Below are 23,482 nucleotides of genomic sequence, written 5' to 3'. Positions count from 1 at the left end.
AATAACGCAATGACAACAAAAATAGCGCTGCCTCTGGCCGTGTGCTTTATGCTGAGTGCCTGTGATTCCAGCGATACTCAAACCCAGGAGCCACCCGCCGTTGAGGCCTCTGCGGTAGAAGTCGAGCTGCAAAGCCTGATCGCCACAGACAAGATTGCCCCTTTAGCACCACCGCAAGAGGCCGTCGCCATTGACAGCCCGATGGCACAACTCGGCAAGCAGCTATTTTTTACCAAAGCGCTCAGTGGCAATTTAGACACCGCCTGTGCCAGCTGCCATCACCCCAATTTAGGCGGTGGCGATGCCTTAAGCTTGCCGGTGGGCGTGGAAGCGCTGGAGCCCGACCTGCTTGGGCCGGGTCGTCTTCATGATGCCAACGGTTATCACCATGATGGCGGGCCCACCGTTCCCCGTAACTCCCCCAGCACCTTTAACCTGGCATTCTATCAACGCACCTTGTTCCATGATGGGCGTATCGAAGTGCTAGATGAACAAGGCGAAATGCGCACTCCAGACTCTTTGTTCGGCGAGCGTGATGATAAGGCCGGTGTTTCCCTGGCGCAGGCACAAGCGCGATTCCCGGTGACCTCAAAAGAGGAGATGCGTGGCTTTGACTTTGTTATTGATGGTAATAACGACGATTTACGTGCCGCTCTGCAAGCGCGTTTTCAGGGCAACACCGACGAACTGGCCATCAACAACTGGCTGGAAGCCTTTCGTCAAGGCCTGGAGCAACCCGAAGGCAGCGCTGCTTCATTGCTGACCTTTGATAACATCACCCTGGCCATTGCCGCGTATGAAAACTCCCAGGTGCTTATAGACAACCCCTGGGCCGCGTATCTAAACGGCGAGCAAAATGCCATCAGCGAACAAGCCAAGCGTGGGGCACTGCTATTTTACAAAACGAGCGAGCAGGGCGGCTTTGCCTGTGCCAGTTGCCATCAGGGTGGCTTTTTCACCGACGAGTCTTTCCATGTGCTGGCGGTGCCGCAAATAGGGCGTGGTAAAGGTGATGGCGAGTGGGGAGACGATGACTTTGGCCGTTACCGGGAAACCAAGGCGGCGGATGATAAGTATGCGTTTAGAACGCCGACCCTGCTGAACGTGACTCAAACCGGACCCTGGGGACACAGCGGCGCCTTTACCGAGCTCAGCGATATGCTTGTGCATCACCTGCAACCTCATCAAAGCATTGGCGATTATGTGCCCGATGACACTCAGCCGGGAATACAAATAGCGCATTGGCGAGACAACACCGAGCTGGCCTTGGCGCAACTGGACCGACTTCAAAGTGAGGGTAAGTCACAGTTGCAGCCACAGAGTTATGAGCCACAGCAAATCGAAGACTTATTGGCATTCTTGGCAACCTTAACCGATCCCTGCACACAAACACCCAGCTGCATGAACAAATGGGTGCCGGGCGAGAATGAACAAGACGCCGATGGTTTGCGCTTAAAGGCCTATGCTGACGACGGCAACTTGCTGTAATAGGGAGCGGCGGCGTTACAGCGAACTACTAATGACGCAGTTGCGCCGCAAGCGTTTGCCCTGATACAAACACAAGTCCGCCTGTTTAAACAAGGCATTAACCTGAGACTTGGTATACTCGGTGCTGGCTACCCCTAAGGTGGCGGTGATCTCGACCATCTCCTGATTAATGCAAATGCTGGCCTGAGCAATTTTCTCGCGGATTTTTTCCGCCACACTCACCCCTTGCTCCTGTGTGGTATTGGGCAGAATAATGGCAAACTCTTCGCCGCCAATGCGGGCCACGATATCGTATTTACGGATCACCGTATTGAGCAGCTGGGCCACGGTTTGCAGCACCAAATCGCCGCCATGATGACCGAAGTTGTCGTTAATTTGTTTAAACAGGTCAAGATCGAGGATGATCAACGCCAATGGCTGCTCTTCTCGCACCGCCTGGTCGAGGCGCAGTTGCAATTGCGCGAAGAAAAAGCGGCGATTATAAAGCCCGGTTAGGGGATCTGTGGTCGACTCTTTACGCAACCTCAGTTCCAGCAGCTTGCGCTCGGTTATATCTATCACCATGCCGGTCCACATAATGCCGCCGTCGCTTTGGCGCTGCGGAATAGCGTGGGCAAACAGCCACTTGTAGCCAACGCTCAGGGTGACTTTAAATTCACATTCGAAGTCTTCCAGCTTGGCCGCCGAGTGGACGATTTCCTCAAGCATATTCTCTCTGTCGCTGTGGGCCACCTTGCTCAACATGCGTGCCGGGTTTTGCAGCGCCTGCTCGGGTGTCACCTCGAAAATACGTTTTACGCCCTCACTGGCATAAAGAAAGTGCCAGGAGCGCGAGGCCGTCAGCACAAATTGATAGATCATACCCGGGATGATCTGTGCCAAGGCATCCATGCGCGTATGCAGGCTCATGTTCTCGGTTTTATCGAACAGTGAGCCAACTAGGGCATCCTCAGCGCCATTATTGCCTTTTGGCGCTTTAATGCGTTGGCTATGTTCGCACAGCCACACATAATGGCCCTGACTATGGCGAAAGCGGTAATCGCATTTACACACGCCTTGCGCTCCCTGGGCAAGCCAGTGATTATACTCCGCCTGCAGCGCTTCTCTGTCTTCCGGATGTATTTGCGCCAGCCACCAATGACTGTTGCGCTGTATGTCGGCGACCTTATAGCCGGTGATGCGCTCTACTTCGACCGACATATAGGTAAAGTAGCCAAGTCGATTGAGCGGGCTTTTAAACACCGCTGCGGGCAGGCTGTCGATAATGGAGTTAAGCTCGTTACGTACCTGCTGCAGCTCGTTAATGGTGTTGATGCGGTTGCTGATATCTATATGGGTGCCGGTGATCCACTCCGGCTGATTATTGGCTGTACGGGTGGCTACCCGGCCGCAATCCCGAACCCAAACCCAGTGGCCATCCTTGTGTTTTAAGCGCACCTCGCACAGGTAAACCTCGTCGTCACCGCAAAAGTGGCGCTCCAGGGCACTGTTGGAACGCTTAATATCATCTGGGTGGGCAAATTCCAGCCAAGTATCTATGGAGATGGGGGAGAGTTCTTCCAGGGTATAGCCGAGAATTTGCGCCCAGCGCTCGTTTAAGATCACTTCCCCGGTTTGATAGTTCCACTCCCAGGTCCCGGCTCGGGTGCTGTTGATAATGTTTTGCAGACGTTCGGCATTACTCAGTTGGTGGTAGCCGGACAGGCGTCTTTGCAGGGAAACCATAATATACGCCTGCTCACCGCTGCACACATGCAAGTCACCTTGATACTCACCGTTCTCGCATTCGGTCTTCACCCAATAATGCTCATCTAAAAGCAGGGCGCTAAAGTTCAGAGTTTCGACACTGGTACGAAACGCAAACTCGTCTATATGCAGGCCCAGGTAGCGCTGCAAATGACGAGGGAAGACAGCATTGCAAAGCCCGCCACAATCGAAAAGCAAGATGATGGTATTTTCATTGTTGCTCAAATTGGTTCCTACAACTGTTTAGCTAAGAGTTATCGAGCCGGATTCTTTAGTGTTAGTTGTTGGTAGTAGAGCTCGCGGTAGTAAGAAAAAAGTATAGTGTAGGGATTGATATCTGCGTAACTTTGTTCAGTTTTCATTAAGGAATTTTTGGCGTGTGTAAATAAATGTAAAGGACACGTTGGTTTATCTGGGGTTCATGGAATTGCCACTAGAGTAAAGATATTACAAAGAGGTCAACAGACCGAAAAAGGAGGTCCTTATGCGACTCACTACATTTGTTATCGGTGCGGCACTATTTTGTTTGGCACCCCTGGATGCAGCTCTGGCGAAACCCGAACACTTCGTACCGCCGGGCCAAGAGAAAAAACTGGTGAATCACGACGATCGTGATCACAAATATCGCCATGAAGGTGACAGAAAGCGGTATGACCGCCACGAGCGGGACAGAAAACGCCATGATAAACATCATAGTAAGCATAAAAGGGACCGCCACTATGACGGTCACCATGATCGCCGCTACTATGGCTATCATAAAAAGCATAAACGTAATCGTCACTACTACTGCGACCATTACAGCCATCGCCGCCATGACCGCTACTGGCGTGTAGGTCATCATATTGATTACGACCTATACCGTCACGGCAGAATACTGCGCCGCGACCGCCACGGCCACGTGATTGTTGATATGCACGGCGACATTTTCCGGGTACTGGAAAACAGCCTGGAGATTGTAGAAATCCTAAGCCGTCGCCATTAATTCATATACGCACTGGAACGCCCCGAAAGGGGCGTTTTTTTGTGCCAAGAAAAGTTTACCGGCCTTTGTTATTGCTATTTGGTGTGTTACTTTTCCTTCATAACTATAAGTAGTAGAAAGGATTCTTCTTGAGCGCTCAGTTTTATAACCAGCATGCTTCGCAATTGGCCGAGCAATACTTAAGCACCGATTTTGAAAAGGTACATGCGGCTTGGTTGCACCTGCTTCAGCCGTTACTGCAAAAGCCACAATGTCGTATGCTGGATATTGGTGCGGGAGCCGGTCGGGATGCCTTATATCTGGCTCAGCACGGACAAGATGTTGAGGTATATGCGGTTGAGCCGGCGCAAATGCTTGCCGAGCTAGGCGCCAGACATACCAAAGACTATGCGGTTCATTGGCTGGAAGATTCCTTGCCGGAATTAGAAAGTGTTACCAGCAAAGAAATCAGTTTTGACCTTATTTTGCTCAGTGCCGTTTGGATGCATATTCCCGAAGGGCAACGTCCGCGAGCGATCCGCAAGCTGGCAAACTTACTGAAACCTGGCGGCCAACTGGTTATCTCCCTGCGCCATGGGCAAGGAGAGGTGGAACGCAAAGAGCGTGGTATGTATCAGGTATGCGCCGATACGTTAAAGCAATTAGCAACGCAAGTTGGCTTGCAGTGTATTTTGTGTACCGAGCTCCAAACTGACGAGCTCAATCGTGCAGATGTACATTGGCAAACAGTGGTACTGCGCTTGCCTGATGATGGGAGTGGCTCTTTTAGTTTAATTCGTCATGTAGCCCTCAATGATGGTAAATCTGCGACTCATAAATTGGCACTGATGCGGGTGCTGTTGCGCATTGCCGATGGTCACCCAGGAGCCGTGATACGCAGGGAGGACAATCGCGTCATTTTGCCCGCGGGTTTGGTCGCCTTGTATTGGTGTCATCAGTATAAGGATTTGATCGATCACTACGATCTGTATCAAACGCCCAACGCCAGTCCAAACATGGGGTTTATGAAAGACGATGGCTGGCATAAATTAAGGCACCTGAACTCAACAGATTTTCGCGTCGGCAACCAATTTGTGGGTGAGGATGCGCGAGCCTTGCATCGAACTCTCTCCCACGCAGTGCAGAATATCCGCAATATGCCCTGCAAATACATTACCTTTCCCAACACCGAACGTTGTGTATTCGAGCTTGCGAGCCAAGTCGTTCGTGCCAAGGACACCCTGTTTTTAGATTTTGAGGGTCTGTGCCAATGGGGCGAATTTTCCCTGCCCGAGCATGTTTGGACAGCTCTGAATCGTTATGCCTGTTGGATTGAACCCGTTTTAGTCAGCGAATGGGCAAAAACCATGGCAAGTTATCGCGGTAATGCGATTCACTTAAACCAGCAGCCATATATCTTTTCTCAGGCATTAAACTGGCTTGACCCTAAGCGCACGACCACAGAAGTGCGCCAGCGAGTGACCGATATGGCTGAAGAGGGTGATGCGATTCATTGTGTCTGGACGCAACGTTCGCTGCAGCAAGGTTTTGATGTTGATCATTGCATGCCTTTTTCACGCTGGCCAAATAACGATTTATGGAATTTATTACCGAGTACACCCAAAGCCAATAATGAAAAGCGCGACCGATTGCCTAGCAATACCCGTTTGCTTCATGCAGGGGAACATATACGCCACTGGTGGCAACAAGCCTGGGAAACGGAAAAAGAAAGCATGCTTTCGCAGCGCTTTTTCGCCGAGGCCAATCTGGCGCTACCTGGCTTAGGAGTGGGCAATCGTTCGATAGACGACTTGTTTGCCGCTTTGGTATTGCAGCGCGGGCGTTTACGTGAATTGCAGCAATTGCAGGAGTGGTAACTTATCGGCTCTATTGCACTTTTTCACACAATAAAATGGCGCCCATTGGGCGCCATTTCTCATTAGGACTTTTCGCTTTCCAGCGGGCCGGCGCCTATATCTATCTTTTCTTCCTGAGGAGTGAAGTCGGGATCGAGCGACAGGTTGGCGAAGGGGTTGGCCTTGGCTTTTTTGTTCTGCTCTTTGTCTTCTTCAACCTCGGTTTCTGGAGTCAGTTCTTGCTCTTGAACAGGCGTTTGTTGTGCCAGGGCCGACTCCAATTCCATTAGGGCGTCGTCCAGTGATTGTGTTTCGGGCTCGTTGAGTTCCAGATTGAGCTCTGGCTCAGGCTCGATTTCGCTCGGCTCGTCAGTAATGGCTTGGGTGTTGAGAGGTTGCGCTTCGGCTTGCTCTACTTCGCTTTGCTCGTCTTCAAGCATTGGCGTGGCGAGAGGCTCAACTATCTCAGTCTGAGTTTCAGTAGGTTGGGCCGCATTCGGTTGGACCGCATTCGGTTGGACCGCATTCGGTTGGGCCTCAATAGGTTGGGCCGCATTCGGTTGCTCTAGAACCTGCTCATTAACGGCTTCTTCGAGATCTTGCTGTGATTCGGGCGTTTGCTCGATCTCCTCAGCGTGAGTTGGATTTTCCATGCTGGGCTCGTCCTCAGCAGGAAGCTGTGACTCTTCGCTGTTTGGTTCACCTTGGTGACTTTGGGGCTCTTGCTCAGCTGGCGTGCTGTCAGTCGTTTGCGTGGTGTTTGAGCCGCTTGCCTGGTTTAAATAGGCCTGAAATTCTTCATCTGACATGCTCGACCAATCTTTACTGGTCGGTTGCGATGTGGCTGCACGCGTATCTTCTTGCGGCTGTGCGTTTGTCTCGGCCTCTGGGGTAGCCGTGGGCTCGGTTGCAGGTGTCGGGCTCGGCTGCTCAGCATTGGCTTGCGCTTTTTTACGCACAAAGGGGTGGATTTCGGCGCAATGCTGTGGCTCGCTATGGCTAGCGGCTTTGCTGGTAGCCGCAGTACGGCGCAGCGGCGCAACATTCTGCGGCTGTGGCTCGTCGTTGCCATCGACTTGCGGTGCTTGCTCGGTTGGGGACTCGGTCGAGGACTCGGCTGAAGCTTCAGCTGACGGTGTTCCCAACAGGGCATCCGCTTTTTCGTTCAACAGTGTTCTGGTCAGTTCGGGGCTGAGCGCTGCGTGGGCACCATAGGTCTGCAGATGTTTAATCATGTCTTTATGGATGGAGCTTTGCTTTTCGCCATAGTCAGATGTGCTAATGCTCAACACATGGTCAACAAACTCTTTTTGGTGAAGCACGAAACTCGGCATTGGAGACTTAAATACCGCCTCGTTGTTAAACACGATAAGACAGTGGATCTCTTCCATTGGTAGAGCCAGTAGCTCAGCCAAGGGCTGCGCTTGTTCACGCAATGCGGTAAGAGGGTTAGCAAACTTTTCGTCTTCGCCATGGTGGCGGTTGGTCCAGTCCTGGGCCTTTTCGCCGCCATAAATATCACCGACTGCATCGATATGGGCGACCATAAAGACACCAAAGGGGCTTAGCAAAAGATGCTCTATGTTAGTGCTTTTTCCTTCCTCACCCGTGGCGATGGGCACATTGGTAAACTTGCTGTAGAGCTGCGGATCCAGGGTGGCTTTTTGATTGCCAAGCAACTTCTTCAGCGCCTTTTTAAATTCTGAAGGCTTACTCATGACTTGCGGTTTGCCTTCGGAAGAGAGTTTCGGTTTGGCGACTTTAATTGAGCTCTGGCGTTTTTTACGCACCATGATGAGTGCGGCAATGCCGACTATGAGCACGAGTAAACCAATTAGCGCTGGGAGCATCATGTCCATCAGGCCGGATGTTTCGGTTTGTGCAACTGGCTGTGGTTTCGGGCTTACCTTGGCCGCTGCAAGCTGAGTTTTGGCGGTTTCAGTTGGAGTGCCCTTAGCTGCCAGCTTAGTTTCGAGCGGCGTGTTATCTGCTGGCGTGGTTAACTCACTGGCCTGCGCCGCAACAGCGCTTTTGGTTTCGGTTACTAGGTCGCCAGTGGCTTGTTGTGGCTCAGTCAGGGGATCGCTGGTTTCGAGCTTGGTGTTTTCGCTAGCGATACCTTCGCTCAGCTCGCTTTGCACCTGTGCCGAGGCCAGCGCTAGGTCGGCACCGCTGGTGCTTTTAACCTGCTCTGTAAAAGGCTCTGGTTTTACCAAGGCCGTGCGCTCGGGCGCGGTTGAGGTAACCTGAGTTCTTGTCTGTTGCTGTGCTTGTGCCTTATCAATTTGCTGGCAGTTGTTGCTGTCGTAATCCCGTCGCGCCTTACGGTAACTGGGGTGCGTACGCGCATGATCGAACTGCGCCATTTGCTGTTTTAATAGAATACACATAGCGCGGTTATATTCTCGCGCCTCGGTCTCGCTAGCTTGCAACAGGGCTAGGGTGAAAAGTAGTAGAAAAGCTAATCTCATTTCCGAAACATAAGTAAAATTTCTGTTATCTATCCCTAGTCTAACAGCTAATCCATAAATTATGCCATACCCTTATAGAGTCATTTTAAAATTCAATAGGTTAATTGCCTGTTCTGTGAGATATTAGTGCTTTAGAGAGTAAGGTAATGGTGCTTATTTTGTGCGATTACATTGACTAATAACAAATTATTAGCATGACTTTTTGTTACTCTCGCTTAATGAATAAGTATTAGTGGTGAATGGTTAATGCGTCTTCCGCGATTGTTTATACTCGATCTGCGCCAAGTAATTTTAGGTTTTACTCTGCTCTTGGTGCTTATTACCCTGGCTAACCAGTTTGTGATTAGCGACCGGGTTTATACCCAACAGGCCATGACGCAAAGCCTTGAGGCAAACCGTGCCTATGCCGGTAAACTGGCCGATATTACCAGCCAGTTTATTCAATCATTGCAAATGCAACTGTCTTATAGCGCTAAGTCGCTGAGCGGTGATCTGGATAACGCCGCCCGCCGTGAGCAAGAAGTACAGCGTTTACTATCACAAACCCAGTCTTTTAATTCGGTGGTGATTGTCGACCGCCGAGGCGAGGTGATCAGTGCCGCACCTGAGCAATTGGGTGCCGTAGGTATTATTTTGCACGCCTCTGCCACCAAGCAGTCATTAATGGTGCCGCAAGCCATGATGCCGCAGCCCTATGTATCGCCCTTGGGTAACCTGGTGGTCAGCCCCTCGCATCCGATCATGTCAGACACAGAGCCCCAGCGTTATCTGGGCTATATTTCCGGCAATATTTATTTGCATGGCAATAATATCTTGTCGCGCCTGCTGGGCACCCATTTTCATGGTGCGGAAGCGCGTATTATGGTGCTCAGTGAGAATGGCGCCGTGGTTTACGACAGTCAGAGCCGGCAGATTGGTATGACAGTGGGTGAAATGCACCCGTTGTGGGACGCGTTTATGCAAGCGCAAGCCGGGCAAAGCGGTGCCATGGTCAGCACGCAGGGCAGCGCCCAGTTAATAGGCTATGCACCGGTTAAGGACATGCGCTGGGTGGTGTTGGTTTCGAGTGCACAGCAGCATGTGGTCAACAGTGTCGGCAATACCATAGGCAACCTGATGGAAAAAGGTGCACCGGTGACCTTAATCACGCTTTTGGCCATTTGGTTGCTTGCCGGCACCATCAGTGCGCCATTGCAAATCCTGGCCCAACGGGTGCGCGATAACGACAAAACCTTTAACGATATTCCCGCCTGGTATGCCGAGGCGAAAACCCTGAAGCGGGCCATTGCAGCCTATAGCCATGAACAGTTGCAACGTATCAGTGCGCTTAATCTGGCGAGTAATACCGATCCCCTGACCGGCATAGGCAATCGTCGCTACCTGCAAACCTGTCTGGACTCGATGCGAGAGCAGGGACAAACGTTTGCCGTACTGGCCCTGGATATCGACCATTTTAAGTGTATCAATGATCGCTTTGGTCATGATGTTGGTGATCAGGTGATCAAAACCCTGGCCCGATTGCTTAAGCTGGGATGTCGCGAGTATGACTATGTGTGTCGCAGTGGTGGTGAGGAGTTTATGCTGTTGTTGCCTGGGCTTGATATCGACAGGGCACAAGAACTGGCCGATCGCTTGCGCCAGCAAGTTGCCGAGCATAGTTTTAAGCCAGTGACGCAGGTTACAGTGTCTGTGGGTGTGAGTCTGTGGCAGGGCGGTGTAGAACTAAAGGCGGCATTAAAAGCCGCTGACAATGCGCTGTACAAGGCAAAAAACAATGGCCGTAATCGCACCGAAGTTGCAGAGCTTTAGGACAAGCTCCTGCGTTATCTCTGATCACCTAATTAACAGAATTTGGTATGATTGCTCTTTGTATGTATAAGTGGTACAACTGGAAAGGCTGACTTTTTGTCACAGTGATAAAGCTGTCATCTTGAAGTCATTGTTTTATATCGCTTTCATATATCGCAATACACTCAGGTTCAGCGGCGATATTGTGCTAAGCTACAAGAAAATAATACAAAAAGATTAACACTATTTCATGACCCAGTCCTTCAACGCACTGTACCAAACAAGCAGCAGTGAGCAAGCTTATGAGCTGGCCTTGTCAATGATTGACCAAGTGTTTGCCGCTAAATACTGTTTTGTTGGTCGCCTAAGTGACGATGGCTTACAGGTGCGCACCTTGGCCTTTCACTCTCAAGGTCAGGTGCTGGACAACATAGAATATGAGCTTGAATCGACTCCCTGTGCCGATGCTATCTGCAGCGTCGATGTCTGTATTTATCAGGATCAAGTCGCGGCCTTATTTCCTCACGATGCCATGCTCAATGAGCTGGGTATTAAGGCCTACTTAGGCATGACAATGCGCGATGTGTCCCGTCGGCCCATAGGTATTCTGGTGGCCATGTTTGAGCAACCGCAAAACTTCAGCGCGCAAAGCCTGCAGTGGTTTCAAGACCTGGCCTTTATTGTAGCCGCGCAAGCCCGCCACGAGATAGACATAGAAAGAAAAAATGCCATGCTGGCGGAGCTGTCGCTGCGAAATATAGTATTTGAGCAAAGCAAAGAAGCCATTATGATCACCGACGCTGAGAATAAAATCCTGCGCGTGAATCCGGCCTTTGAATTCTACACGGGTTATCATGAAAGCGAATTGTTAGGGCGCTCTCCCGGGCTCTTGGCCTCAGGTCGTCATGATCAGCAGTTTTACGCTAATATGTGGCAGCAGTTGCACACCCATGGGCACTGGCGTGGTGAGGTTTATAATCGCCGCAAAACCGGTGAGGTGTATCCGGAGGAATTATCGATCACCGTCAACCGCGATGAACAGGGCGAGATCTCTCATTATATCGGTCTGTTTCGCGATATCAGCGATTGGAAAGAAAGCGAGCGACAACTGCGCTTTTATGCCTCTCAGGAGCCGCTCACCGGGTTACACAACAGGCGCAGCTTTTTAGAGCGGGTCGAGCAGCATATTAGCCTGCATCATGATCAAAACACCCCCAGCTCTTTGTTGTTTTTAAATCTCGACCGTTTTAAAGATATTAACGACCTCTATGGCCCAGAGGTTGGAGATAAAGTGTTGGTGGCGGTGGCCTTACGACTGCAGCACTGCGTTGTCAGCTCGGATGTGCTTAGCCGTTATGGTGGCGATGAGTTTACCCTGCTGCTGGCCAACAGCACAAAGCAGCAGGCCTATGCCTGTGCGCAGCGTATTTTAACCCATGTCTGTCAGCCCGTTCGCCTGGGCGAGCTGAATATCGAGCTCAGCTGTAGCCTGGGTATCGCCCATATCGACGAGCAGATAGATAGCGCCACTGTGTTTGTACGCAATGCCAATCATGCCATGCTCAGCGCTAAACGAACTCAGTCGCAGAGCATTGCCATCTACAGCGACGAAATTGAAGGTCAGTACCTACGTAAAATTCAATTGCGCGATAAACTCGCTAAGGCCCTCAAAGCCAATGAGTTGACCGTCGCCTATCAGCCCATTGTCAATTTTCGCAGTGGTAAAATCATCAAGTTTGAGGCCCTGGCCCGTTGGCATGATGCCGAGCTTGGCACCATCGATCCCGAAGAATTTATTGTCATTGCTGAGGAGTTTGGGCTGATTTCCCAGCTCGGGCAATTTGTGCTGCAGCGGGCCTTGGCAGACTTATCCACCCTGCACAAACGGGGTTATCCTCATATCTGTCTGTCGGTCAATCGTTCGGTATCAGAATTCAATCAGTTATTGCAGCCGGTCGAAGCCATTTTAGCGGCGCTGCACGAACATCAGATCGCCACCCATCAGCTCACCATAGAGGTGACCGAGTCTGTGGCCATAGGCGTGCAACAGGTGCAGGATCAACTCAATATTTTGCGCGAGCAGGGCGTTAAGGTAGCCCTGGACGATTTCTGTACCGGCTATTCTTCACTTAGTCATCTTATTGATTTACGTGCTGATTACCTGAAAATTGATAAATCTTTTACTCATAAACTGCTGAGTGAACATAAGCATCAGGTGGTGATCGCCAGCCTGATCAACATAGCCTCAGAGCTGGATATGGAAGTGATCGCGGAGGGCGTCGACTGCGCTGATCAGCACCAACAGCTGCATGATTATGGCTGCCATTTCAGCCAGGGCTATTATTATTCCAAGCCGGTCAGCCTACCCCAGGCACTGGCCTTGCTAGAGCAAGCCGACTCTTTTGTCGACACCTTGTAGGTCGGAATTTGCCACCAGGGATGCAAATTAATATGGGGAAATAGTAAGTTTTCAGTGTGATATTTTATCGCCACGATAAAATATTCTTGTTTTACCCATGTTGACGCTCAACGCATAATGCCGCCTTTTGCTTGTCGAGAGGGCACTATGCGCGGCTGGATTATCTACACTGATGGCGCCAATCTATTAAAACCAGAGCGGTATGAAATTGAACGGTTAGTGGCCGTTGCCAAAGAAGAAAATATCGAACTGGAGGTCTATGCCCCGGATCAATTCGATCTGCTGGTGACCCGTGAAGACGAAAAAAGTATCCTGATCGACGGCAAGCCCGTGCCCTTACCGGACTTTGTTATGCCGCGCATGGGTGCCGGAACCACCTATTTTGCCCTTGCCATTATCCGCCATTTGGAGCGCCTTGGGGTGTACTGCGTTAATGGTGCCCACGCCATTGAAACGGTCAAAGATAAGCTTTATGCCCAGCAAATCTTAGCCAAGCAAATCTGCCGACACCGACCACCATGTTGGTTAAGTTCCCGGTAAATATCGCCCTGGTTGAACAGCAAATTGGTTTTCCCGTGGTGGTGAAAACCCTTTCCGGCTCGCAGGGCAGCGGCGTGTTCCTGAGCAAAACCCGCAATGAATTTGACGATTTGATGCAGCTTATTGAGGCGACCAGCCCTCAGGCCAATATTATTTTGCAGCAGTTTGTTAAAAGCAGTCATGGTCGTGATTTAAGGGTTTTGACCATAGGTGGCAGAGCGGTTGCCTGCATGGAGCGCAACAGTGGTGGCGATAACTTTAAGGCCAATGTCAGCGCCGGCGGCACAGGTTCCTTGTATGCCATTACCCCGGAAATCGAATGGTTGGCAACGCAAACCGCCAATGCTCTGGACTTGGATGTGGCTGGTATCGATTTGCTGTTCGATGAGCAGCACTTTAAAATTTGTGAAGCCAACTCCAGCCCGGGTTTTGAAGGCCTGGAGCAGGCCACTGCCATAGATGTGGCGCGAGAGATCTTCCACTTTATTCGCATTCGTCTGGGTATTTTTGATAAGCCGCAGTCGGCGTCAAAAGCAGAGTCGAAAAAAGCGACCGCACAAGCCGCTCAGGAAGCGCTAGAAGAGCTGTAGTTTAAGCCTGTCGGCAAACTGCTCCAGCGCATAAATACCGGCGCTGGAGTTGCCGTATTCATTGAGCTTAGGCGACCAGACCGCGACCGTAAACTTCCCCGGCACCACGGCAATAATGGCGCCGCCCACCCCGGATTTACCCGGCATACCGACCCGGTAGGCAAAATCCCCTGCAGCATCATACAAACCACTGGTAAAGAGCAGGGAATTGAGCTGGGAGTTTTGCTTGGCGGCAAGAATGCGCCGCTTTGAGGCTACATCAACCCCCCTGTTTGCCAGATAGGAAAAGGTGCGCGCCAATTCGGCACAATTCATCTCGATGGCACAAAAGCCGAAATACACCTTCAACACTTCTTCCACTTCGTTTTCAAAGTTATTAAAGGACGCCATTAAATAGGCCATGGCCGCGTTGCGGTGACGGTGCTGATACTCGGATCGCGATACCCGCTGATTGATATTGATACGCGGGTTGCCGCTGAGCTGACGCACGGTTGCCAGCATATGATGGGTGGGCGCACTGAGACGCGAATAAAGCGCATCGCAGGTGACTATAGCGCCGGCGTTGATAAAGGGATTGCGGGGAATACCCTGCTCAAATTCGAGCTGGGTCAGGGAGTTAAAGGCCGTGCCCGAGGGCTCCTTGCCTACCCGTTGCCACAGGGTATCGCCATAGCGCTGCAGCGCCAGGGTGAGGGTCAAAACCTTGGAAACTGACTGAATGCTAAAGCACTGTTCGCTGTCGCCGCTGAAATAGCTCTGTCCATCAACTGTATGCACCGCCATGGCAAACTGCTCACCTTTTACCTCGGCGAGCGCCGGAATATAACTGGCTACCTCGCCTGCCATCTCAGGCAAACGGGCCCGAACGTCCGCGCTAATGTCGTCAATTACCTGTTGGATATTCATAGCACCCCATTTACTACCTGGCGAAAACGCAATAATACGCAATACCGTGGGCGCTAAAAAGAGGCGCGCAGAAATTTACCCGCCTCCTGATAACAGGGAGATGGCGCAGCATATATAATGGCCAAGTTGCAAAAACATGATCTAGAATTTTTGCCTTAAGGCGTTGTTGCGTATTGAATAGGGCAAAAATGCGCACAAATCTCCATCTCTACGAGAATAAGATGCGGACGGGATTTGAGTTCTGCCGGTCATTCGCTTAGATTGGCGGTAATTAAATTTTAGGTTCCCCCCTATGCATGCTCATATTGAACGCCTTTATGATATCGCCGCCAAGTCGGAGCGACTTATTATCGGATTAATGAGTGGCACGTCCATGGATGGCCTTGATGTGGCTCTGTGTCGTATTCGCGGCGCCGGCTCGAATACTCAGGTGGACGTGCTGCAATTTACCACTTGCCCCTACCCCGAAAGCTATCAGCAGCGGGTGCGCCAGATTTTTGCCAGGCGCGATATAGACCTGCAGCACCTCACCTTGCTCAATCCCTGGATAGGGCAGTTGCACGGGCAATTGGTCAATGCGTGTCTGGCAAGTTGGCATATAGACCCACAGAGTGTTGATATCATCGCCAGTCATGGGCAAACCGTTTATCATTGCCCGCAAAGTCAGCATGGGCTTAGCGATTATGGCAATGCCACTTTGCAACTTGGCGATGGCTGTCACCTGGCGCGAGAAACTGGAATTATTACCCTGAGTGATTTTCGCCAAAAACACATAGCCGCAGGAGGTGAAGGGGCGCCCTTGGCCGCCTATGGTGATTACTGGTATTTCGCCAGCGGTGATGAGCATAGGGTGCTGTTGAATATGGGCGGTATTGCCAATCTGACTGTGCTGGCGAAAGATGCGCCGTTAGAGCAGACTTTATGCGCCGATATTGGCCCAGGCAATACCATGCTAGATGCCTATGTGCAGCGCTACTTTGCTCCCCTTGAATATGATAAAGAGAGTGCTTTGGCAAAGCAGGGCAAGGTTGCACCGGCATTGCTGCAAGCTCTCACGGCCCACCCCTTTCTTGCCAAGGCGATGCCCAAGACCACGGGACCGGAAGTGTTTAACCTCACCTATTTGGCACAATGCCAAACGCAGAGTCAAACTCAGGAGTTGGGCCATTACGATGTGCTGGCAACCTTGTGCGAGTTTGCGGCGCTGGAAATTGCCAGACAGCTGAATGGCTTGGCGGAAAAACTCGGTGACATTAAGGTTTATGCCAGTGGTGGTGGTATTCATAACCCCTTGCTGATGGCTCGCATTAGGGCGCATTGCAGTGCAGGTATAGAGCTGCATTCATTGCAGCAACTGGGCATCAATCCGGATGCTAAGGAAGCCGTATTGTTTGCCCTGCTGGCCAATGACACCTTGGCCGGTAGCACAAGCAGTGAGGCTGGTCACCCGGGCATGCCGGGCGTTACCATGGGCAAAGTCAGCTTTCCTGATTAAGCCCAAATACGTTGGCAGTAGTTAACTAAACGGCGGGCTTTTGATTGACTTTGCAGATCTGGATTTAGGCTTTGGTACAGGCTTTGCGGGTGCAAATGAACGCTGAACTGAGCGCTTTCTTTGATGATCTCGTGGCGACCGTGAAGGCTCAGCTGTAACAGGCCTTGTCCCTGAACTTGCTGTTGCATCGACTCAGCGCCTGGGCTTAGGGTCAGCACCACCATGGTGCTTAGAAGATCGCGCTCATGGACGCTATGGCGCGCCTGCAACAAGGCATGGCGCTGTTCGGCAAAACTCACGCTGGCATGTAAGCAGTCCCCAGGCTGGGTGTTGCTGGGCAGACGGCAAAGCAGTTGCGGCGGCTGCCCCGGCGCACCTAAAAGCACGGGCTGCTGCGTTAAACTATCAAAGTCTGCTAAAGCATTGTCGTTACGCAGTGAAAATACTGCCAACGCGGAGCGAAACTGGGTCATATCCTGTCTATTATTGCCGATTTGTGGACAATTATGCGCTATAAATATGACGGTTTTATGACTTAGTTTGAAATTTATACTGTAGGTCGGAGTTTACCGCCATGGATGGCGGTAGTAGAACAATGCAGGAGCACATTGTCGAAAACCCCGACAATAGAGCACATTAGCCAAGCTAAAGCCTCGCCCACGGATAATCGCAGCTATTCTCGTGTAGGCAACAATGCAAGAGCAATTGCCGATAGCCCCGACAACGATGCATACTTTTCTCTTTTTGTCGGCGCGAAGCACCGACCTACAGGCTATTTAAACACCACTTCTTTTTGTGAGCGGCTGTAGTGACGCTTTTGTTCTGGGGTCCATTCACCATTTTTTAGATATTGAGTAGTAACCACAAACTGGCCGCCCACATAAGAGCTGGTGGACTTCACCTGGGTGATCCCCTCGCTGCTGCCGGTAACATCTTCATAGGCAACGAAGGAGCCATCCTTAGTGACTTCCAATGTACCCTGGGTATAAAAGTCGGCGGTGGTGAAGTAGTAGAACACTAGGGATTCTTTACTTTTATCCCAAAAAATCAGGGACTCGCCGCCATAGGCACCGTCATTAATACTGTGCACAGTGCGTATAGCTTTGCCGTTAAGTGCTCGTTCCCACTTGCCAACGTCGGTGACACTCGGTTGCTCGGGGCCCATGCTGAAGGTGGACTCCCAGGTGCCGAGGTAGGGCTCAAACACTTGCAGCTCGCTGGCAAGTTTGCCGTTGGCATTTGCTAGATGGGTACAAAGGAGCAAGAGGGTGCTGATCAGGTATTTCATCGGTATCTCTAATTGTGAATGTTTTGTTGCACTAAGAGTGAGCGAAATTTGCTGATGGATCAAGAAAGAAGCAATGAATACAGCAAATTAGTATGTACACCCTAGGCCCTTTGCGGACAATAAAGGAGCTTCAGGCATTAGAGCAGTGAAACTAGCTTATAAGCACTTAAGCCTACCACGGTAATAATGACAGGCAGGCTCAAGAGGTTCACGAGCCAGCCATTTTTATACTGACCCATAACGGCTTTGTTATTGAGAAGCCACAATAAATAGATACAAACTATGGGCAGCAGCAAGGCATTGCTGGCCTGGGCAAAGATGATCACGGCGACGGGGTCGAGTCCGAGGCTCGCTACCACAGCGCCAAATACCAAGATGGCAATGGCCACCAGTTTAAAGCGGGTGTCTTCTACCTTGTCTTTACCGCCGAGCATGCCACAAACGGCATAGGCACCGGCTAATGGAGCGGTAATGGCACTGGTGAGGCCGGCGGCAAACAAGCCGATGGCAAAGAAGTACTGAGCATAGGTGCCGAGCAGGGGCTCAAGCTGTTTAGCCATGGTGGCGGCATTGAGAGTACCCGTTTGTTGGCCAAAGAAGGCAACACTGGCGGTGGCGACTATGGCCAGGGTGATCAGGCCGCCAAGACCAACCGACAGTCCGGTATCCCAATTATGAACACGAATGGCCTGGTCTACCTCCTGCTGCCGGGTATCTTCCCTGGCAATGACTCCCGAGTGTAAAAACAAGTTATAAGGCACTATGGTGGTGCCTATCAGCGCCAGCACTGTGGTTAATGAGTCAGTTGGCAGGCTGGGCTTAAAACCGGCAAAGAGATCGCTAAGGGATGGTTGGGCAAGCACCATGGTAGCGACAAACACCACACTCATAACACCAACCAGAAGTACCAAGGTGCGCTCAATCAGCTTGTATTTGCCGCTATAAAGAAGCAGGGCGCTGACCAGGGCTATGACGGGTGTCCAGATGCTTCCGGTGTGCTGGCCGAACAGACCTTGTAAGCCGAGACTGGCGCCGCTGAGGTTACCTGCCTCGTAAGCGGCGCTGCCGATACCTATGGCGCTGATCACTAAAAAGATCGCCAGATACTTTAATAAGGGTTGATTAATATTGGCGCGCAGGGCCGGTGCTAGACCTTGCCCGCTTACCAGGGCTAGGCGGGCGGCCATAGTCTGCAATAAAATGGTGGCAACGACCGAAAATAACAGCGCCCATAGCAGGGTAAATCCGAAATTGGCACCGGCTACCGATGCGGTGGTAATGGTGCCTGGACCGATAAAAGCGGCGGCAACGAGCAGGCCGGGACCGAACTTCTTCATATTGTTAACCCTGTCATTTTTGCGCCAATTTAGCTGGGCGCTATTTATTATTGTTTTTCGCAGTTAATAAGATATAGAAAAGCGGGTCTAATCTCCACTTCGTTCTAGTTCTGGATGTTCGAGTAACACGGCGCCACTGTCTTGCTCGCCCAGGTAGTCGTCGGAATTGTAAATGGGACAATTTACCATGGACAGGCAGCCGCACCCAATGCAGCCGTCGACCCTGTCTCTAAGCCTTTGCATATAGGCAATTTTCTCATCCAATTGCCGCTGCCAATGCTGCGCCAACTGTTGCCAGTCGGCTTTTGTTGGGGTGCGCTTGTCCGGTAGGGTACTGAGTGTTTCTTTTATTTCTTCAAGGGTGATGCCCATTTTCTGCGCAGCTTTGATCACCGCAATGCGCCTGAGCACATCACGTTTATAGCGGCGCTGGTTACCCTGGTTGCGCCAGCTGCGAATAAGCCCTTTTTTTTCGTAAAAGTGTAATGCTGAAATGCTCACGCCGGCGCGGTTGGCCACCAGTCCCACGGACAAGTTCGCTTCTAGTGTCATGTTTCTTGACCTAAACTTAAGTTGAGCTTTTAACCTATTGCTAAACTTCAAATAAGGCAATTAGTTATGACTCAACACATTATTATTTTCAGCAGTGCCAGACGCCACGGTAACACTTATAAAGCGGCACAAACGCTGGCGCGGCGATTAAATACCTACATCTTGTTTTTAGACGATTTTAGAATAAAACCTTATTGCTATGAAATAAATAAGTATAACAATGATGGCGAGGATGATTTCCAAGCACTAATGGCTAAATTACTAACGTTTGAGCATTGGGTTTTTGCCTCACCAATGTACTGGTATAACACCACACCTCAGCTAAAGAACTTCTTTGATCGCCTCACCGAATATATGACTGAACATGAGTTGCGTCCGCAATTGAGACTATTGCGTAAAAAGCAAATGTCGTTGCTGTCTACCAGTAATGTAGAACTAGGCCTAGACGCATTTGCCGCGCCATTTAAGTTAAGTGCTGAATATTTGGGGATGAGATTTATGTCCCATTACCATGCAGCTGCTAACACACCTGAAGAAATAGCAATTTGTTCACAAGGAAAGCCTTTGAAAGCAAACTTATGGCATCGTTTATTCGTTGGGGTAATGGAAAAAAAGTAGTAGCCAAATAAAACCTTGTTAGGACATTTAGCAAAGGAAATAAATTATAACTATATGAATTTAAATTGCTTTATTTAAATTTACGTTGTTGCTATTTTCAAACCAAACTGTTTTCTATTTTCATTTCCACTCTTTTTTGTCAAGGGAAAAAATGAATTAAAGGGTGTTAAATTGTATTATTTTGTACGGTTTAAGGCGGTATAAGCTTGATTGTTTCTTTAAGGTAAATTAAATACTTCACCCTAATGAGAAAGTGTGTATTTTTTTGTCTATTTTTGTTGTAAAAAGTTAGTAGAGTAGGTAAAACAAAACAGGGCCCAATCTCAACAAAGCTATTCAGCTCAATTTTTAAGGTACTTTGGGCAGTTCATAATAATAATGTTAGGGAATAAAAATGTTTAACAAATCTAAAATCGGCAGAGCGATTCAATACTCTTTGCTTCTAGGTTCAAGCGTTACAGCGTTTTCTTCTGTTGCAGCTGAAGCTGAAGCAGCAGTTGAAGAAGCAGCTCCAGAGCGTATCGAAGTAACCGGCTCTCGTATCCGTACCGACAGTTTCGCAAGTGATACTCCTATCGATATCATTTCTGTAGAAAGTGCTACCGAGCAGGGTATCAATACCCTGGGTGAACTACTACGTACAAGTACTATTGCAGCGGGTTCAAGTCAGATCACGTCAGCATTAACCGTAGGTTATGTAACCTCGGGTGGTGCCGGTGCAGAAACCATTTCAATGCGTGGTCTAGGTGCAAACCGTACCCTAGTACTACTTAACGGCCGTCGTGCCGGCCCAGCGGGTACACGTGGTCAGGTTTCTGCGTTTGATATGAACGCGCTTCCTATTTCTGCTATCGAGCGTGTAGAAGTTCTTAAAGATGGTGCATCTTCTCTATACGGTTCTGATGCGGTAGCTGGTGTAATCAACATCATCACTAAAAAAGGCGATGATAAGTCAGTGTCTGTGGACATCAGCCAGCCATTCGAGTCAGGCGGTGAAACGCAGCGTGTTAACTTCTCTATCGGTGAAGAATTCCAAGACGGTTCTGTTCGTTTAGTAGGTGACTACAACATCCAACAAGAATTAAAGCGTGGTGATCGTGACTTCTTCGATTGTTCTGCTCGTCGCTTATATGATGCGGATGGTAACCGTGCCGATCCTATCGATCCGCGTACTAATGACTATCATTGTAACGACACGCCTTACGGTTTGTGGCTATATAACGCCGGTGCTGAAAACCTACCTTCTGGCGTACGTGCATTCTACGACTATGATGGCTTCTTCGCTGCTAATAACTATGAAAACTTCAACGATTGGGCCCAAGGTCCAAATGACTTCACAACTCCAGACGGCTGGTACCCAGTTGCCTATGACAAAGAAAGTGACGGTTACTGGCATCGCGATCACCCTTTCCTAGACAAGGAAAGCATGATCCCAGAGACGGAAACTTGGTCACTATTCTTCCAGGGTGACTTTAACTTTACCGAAAATGTACGTGGTTACACCGAGTTACTACATAGCTCACGTGAAACAACGACACAGGGTTATCGTCAATTCTGGACTGGGGATTACGGCCCACAACCAGCCCCGCTTTTTGATGGATTTGGTGGTGCTGCTTACGTAATGCCAGTTGCATTGACTGACCACTACGGCTCTGACACCGAAGTAGACTATACCCGTGGCGTTATTGGCTTTGAAGGTATTGTTGGTGATTGGGAATGGGATGTTTCTTACCAGAACAGCTACAACAAAGGTACTTATGGTAACAAGGTTATCTTCCGCGACTCAATGTTGATGGCACAAGACCACTTAGCTAATGGCACATCTTGTAGTGGTGAAGTAACGGCTGTATCAGGTAAAACCTGCGTAGACGTGCCTTGGGCAGATCCACAGCAGATTTATGGTAACCCTTCTGCCGAAGTGCGTGACTTCCTATTTGGTACGGAAAAGGGCGAGACCATTTATAAGCAACAAACTGTTGAAGCTTATGTTACTGGCGACCTATTCGAACTTCCTGCCGGTGCGGTAGGTAGTGCGTTTGGTATGTCTTTCCAAAAGGATGAGCTAGACGATTCTCCTGGTTTACACAGTGCTAATGGCAACTCTTGGGGCCTATCAAGTGCTAGCCGTACAGCGGGTGATCAAAATACGCGCGCGGTATTCGGTGAAGTCCGTGTTCCAATCGTAGAAGGTCAGGCGTGGGCTAACCGCATGGACTTAACCGCATCGGGTCGTTGGACCGATGTGTCAACTTACGGCAGCGACACTACTTATAAACTAGGCTTGACGTGGGAAGTGGTTGACGGCTTCACTGTCCGTGGTTCACGCGGTACATCATTCCGTTCACCTGCTTTGTTTGAGCTATACCTTGCAGGTCAAACAAGCTTCGGTGGACAAATGTCAATCGACCCTTGTTACGACTGGGGTAACCGTTTAGAAAGCGGCAGTGTGTCACAACAAGTGGCTGACAACTGTTTGGCGGATGGTGTTCCTGCGGATTATGATGGTTCTTCTACCAGCAGTGCAACGCTTGTAACAAGTGGTGGTGCCGGTCGTCTAGAAGCTGAAACTTCGGTATCTGAAGGCTTTGGTTTTGTTTGGACCAGCCCGGAAGACACCTATGCGTTCTCAGCAGACTATTATAATGTTGATATCAGCAACCAGGTTGCGAACCTAGGTGGTTCGGATATCACTGGTAGTTGTTATCGTTCACAGGACTTCCCGAACGATCCACTGTGTTCACAGTTTACTCGTAACGACGGTACGAATGGTGACTACGGTATCGACACTGTTTTCGGTGGCTATACTAACGTAGCAAGCCAAGGTACACGTGGTGTGGACTTAAACTTCACCTACCAGGACAACTTTGACTTTGGTTCACTTCGCTTTAGCCTAGAGCACACAATCCAGCTTGAGCGTACGTACCAGTTGTTTGCTGACAGTGAAGAAGATCAGTACATCGGTGAAATCGGTGATCCTAAGCACGTAGGTATCGGCCGACTAACTTACTCTAATGATGATTGGAGCGTTACTTGGACTACTCGTTATGTCGATAAGACAAACGATTATGAATACTATGACGATACCAACGAAACTACCTACCGTGGTGAAGACGTGACCTTTATCGCGCATACGCCTACTACCTTCTATCATGCACTTTCAGGTAGCATGCAGTTCGAGAATCTAGACGTAACCATGGGTATTTCGAACCTGTTCGATAAGGTACCACCTCAGGTTTCTCCTTCTTACGTACGTGCAACGGGTAACTCTGCATTGTACTCACAGTATGACAACCTAGGTCGTCGTTTCTTCGCAAACGTGACTTACAACTTCTAATCTAGGTCTTAACTTGGATTAGATACTGAAATGCTAATAAAAGCCCTTCGTTATGAAGGGCTTTTTTTTGCAAGCTAACCCCTCCTAAATTTG

General features: G+C 50.0%; 15 protein-coding genes and 1 pseudogene. 9 read left to right on the top strand and 7 right to left on the bottom strand.

Annotation, left to right across the window (positions count from 1 at the left end):
* Positions 1 to 9 precede the first annotated feature (9 nt).
* A complete protein-coding gene (locus C2M34_RS11470) occupies positions 10 to 1,488 on the top strand; it encodes a cytochrome-c peroxidase (protein WP_105258832.1) in 1,479 nt (492 codons plus the stop codon).
* Positions 1,489 to 1,503: 15 nt separating this feature from the next.
* Here the strand turns inward: C2M34_RS11470 and C2M34_RS11465 are convergent, their stop codons facing one another.
* A complete protein-coding gene (locus C2M34_RS11465) occupies positions 1,504 to 3,459 on the bottom strand; it encodes a GGDEF domain-containing protein (RefSeq protein WP_105258831.1) in 1,956 nt (651 codons plus the stop codon).
* 259 nt (positions 3,460 to 3,718) lie between these two features.
* Here C2M34_RS11465 and C2M34_RS11460 point away from each other — a divergent pair, with 259 nt between their 5' ends.
* Positions 3,719 to 4,216 (top strand): hypothetical protein, encoded by a 498-nt coding sequence (locus tag C2M34_RS11460; RefSeq protein ID WP_105258830.1) that lies wholly within the window; start codon positions 3,719 to 3,721, stop codon positions 4,214 to 4,216.
* 128 nt (positions 4,217 to 4,344) lie between these two features.
* Positions 4,345 to 6,072: a class I SAM-dependent methyltransferase gene (locus C2M34_RS11455; RefSeq protein WP_105258829.1), complete on the top strand. Its 1,728-nt coding sequence runs from the start codon at positions 4,345 to 4,347 to the stop codon at positions 6,070 to 6,072.
* Between the two features lie 62 nt (positions 6,073 to 6,134).
* On the opposite strand, the gene C2M34_RS11450 is transcribed toward C2M34_RS11455, so the two are convergent.
* Positions 6,135 to 8,522, bottom strand: coding sequence for a nuclease-related domain-containing protein (locus C2M34_RS11450; RefSeq protein WP_105258828.1), 2,388 nt, complete (start codon positions 8,520 to 8,522; stop codon positions 6,135 to 6,137).
* Positions 8,523 to 8,768: 246 nt separating this feature from the next.
* On the opposite strand from C2M34_RS11450, the gene C2M34_RS11445 reads away from it, so the two are divergent.
* From C2M34_RS11445 to C2M34_RS11435, 3 genes and pseudogenes are all read left to right on the top strand, one after another.
* A complete protein-coding gene (locus C2M34_RS11445; protein ID WP_105258827.1) occupies positions 8,769 to 10,331 on the top strand; it encodes a sensor domain-containing diguanylate cyclase in 1,563 nt (520 codons plus the stop codon).
* A gap of 229 nt (positions 10,332 to 10,560) precedes the next feature.
* Positions 10,561 to 12,729: a bifunctional diguanylate cyclase/phosphodiesterase gene (locus C2M34_RS11440; protein WP_105258826.1), complete on the top strand. Its 2,169-nt coding sequence runs from the start codon at positions 10,561 to 10,563 to the stop codon at positions 12,727 to 12,729.
* Between the two features lie 147 nt (positions 12,730 to 12,876).
* A pseudogene (locus C2M34_RS11435) lies at positions 12,877 to 13,859 on the top strand (ATP-grasp domain-containing protein).
* Here C2M34_RS11435 and glsB read toward each other — a convergent pair.
* Entirely contained in the window at positions 13,845 to 14,765 is a 921-nt protein-coding gene (glsB, locus tag C2M34_RS11430; protein ID WP_105201623.1) for a glutaminase B, read from the bottom strand. The pseudogene C2M34_RS11435 and the gene glsB overlap by 15 nt on opposite strands.
* 292 nt (positions 14,766 to 15,057) lie before the next feature.
* Here glsB and C2M34_RS11425 point away from each other — a divergent pair, with 292 nt between their 5' ends.
* A complete protein-coding gene (locus tag C2M34_RS11425) occupies positions 15,058 to 16,260 on the top strand; it encodes an anhydro-N-acetylmuramic acid kinase (RefSeq protein ID WP_105258825.1) in 1,203 nt (400 codons plus the stop codon).
* Here the strand turns inward: C2M34_RS11425 and C2M34_RS11420 are convergent.
* The 4 genes from C2M34_RS11420 to soxR form a co-directional block, all read right to left on the bottom strand.
* Entirely contained in the window at positions 16,257 to 16,733 is a 477-nt protein-coding gene (locus C2M34_RS11420) for a hypothetical protein (protein ID WP_105258824.1), read from the bottom strand. The genes C2M34_RS11425 and C2M34_RS11420 overlap by 4 nt on opposite strands.
* A gap of 299 nt (positions 16,734 to 17,032) precedes the next feature.
* A complete protein-coding gene (locus C2M34_RS11415) occupies positions 17,033 to 17,548 on the bottom strand; it encodes a hypothetical protein (protein ID WP_105258823.1) in 516 nt (171 codons plus the stop codon).
* Between the two features lie 137 nt (positions 17,549 to 17,685).
* On the bottom strand, positions 17,686 to 18,885 hold the full coding sequence (locus C2M34_RS11410; RefSeq protein ID WP_105258822.1) for an Nramp family divalent metal transporter: 1,200 nt from the start codon (positions 18,883 to 18,885) through the stop codon (positions 17,686 to 17,688).
* A gap of 87 nt (positions 18,886 to 18,972) precedes the next feature.
* Entirely contained in the window at positions 18,973 to 19,437 is a 465-nt protein-coding gene (gene soxR, locus C2M34_RS11405; protein ID WP_105258821.1) for a redox-sensitive transcriptional activator SoxR, read from the bottom strand.
* Positions 19,438 to 19,503: 66 nt separating this feature from the next.
* Between soxR and C2M34_RS11400 the strand changes: the two genes are divergently transcribed.
* Positions 19,504 to 20,055, top strand: coding sequence for a flavodoxin family protein (locus C2M34_RS11400; protein WP_105201617.1), 552 nt, complete (start codon positions 19,504 to 19,506; stop codon positions 20,053 to 20,055).
* Between the two features lie 394 nt (positions 20,056 to 20,449).
* Positions 20,450 to 23,389: a TonB-dependent receptor plug domain-containing protein gene (locus tag C2M34_RS11395; RefSeq protein WP_105258820.1), complete on the top strand. Its 2,940-nt coding sequence runs from the start codon at positions 20,450 to 20,452 to the stop codon at positions 23,387 to 23,389.
* Positions 23,390 to 23,482: the final 93 nt, after the last annotated feature.

Source organism: Pseudoalteromonas sp. T1lg88 (genome assembly GCF_002964765.1).
GTDB lineage: Bacteria > Pseudomonadota > Gammaproteobacteria > Enterobacterales > Alteromonadaceae > Pseudoalteromonas.
The sequence above is the reverse complement of the archived record's forward strand: the minus strand, read 5'-3'. Positions and strand labels throughout refer to the sequence as shown.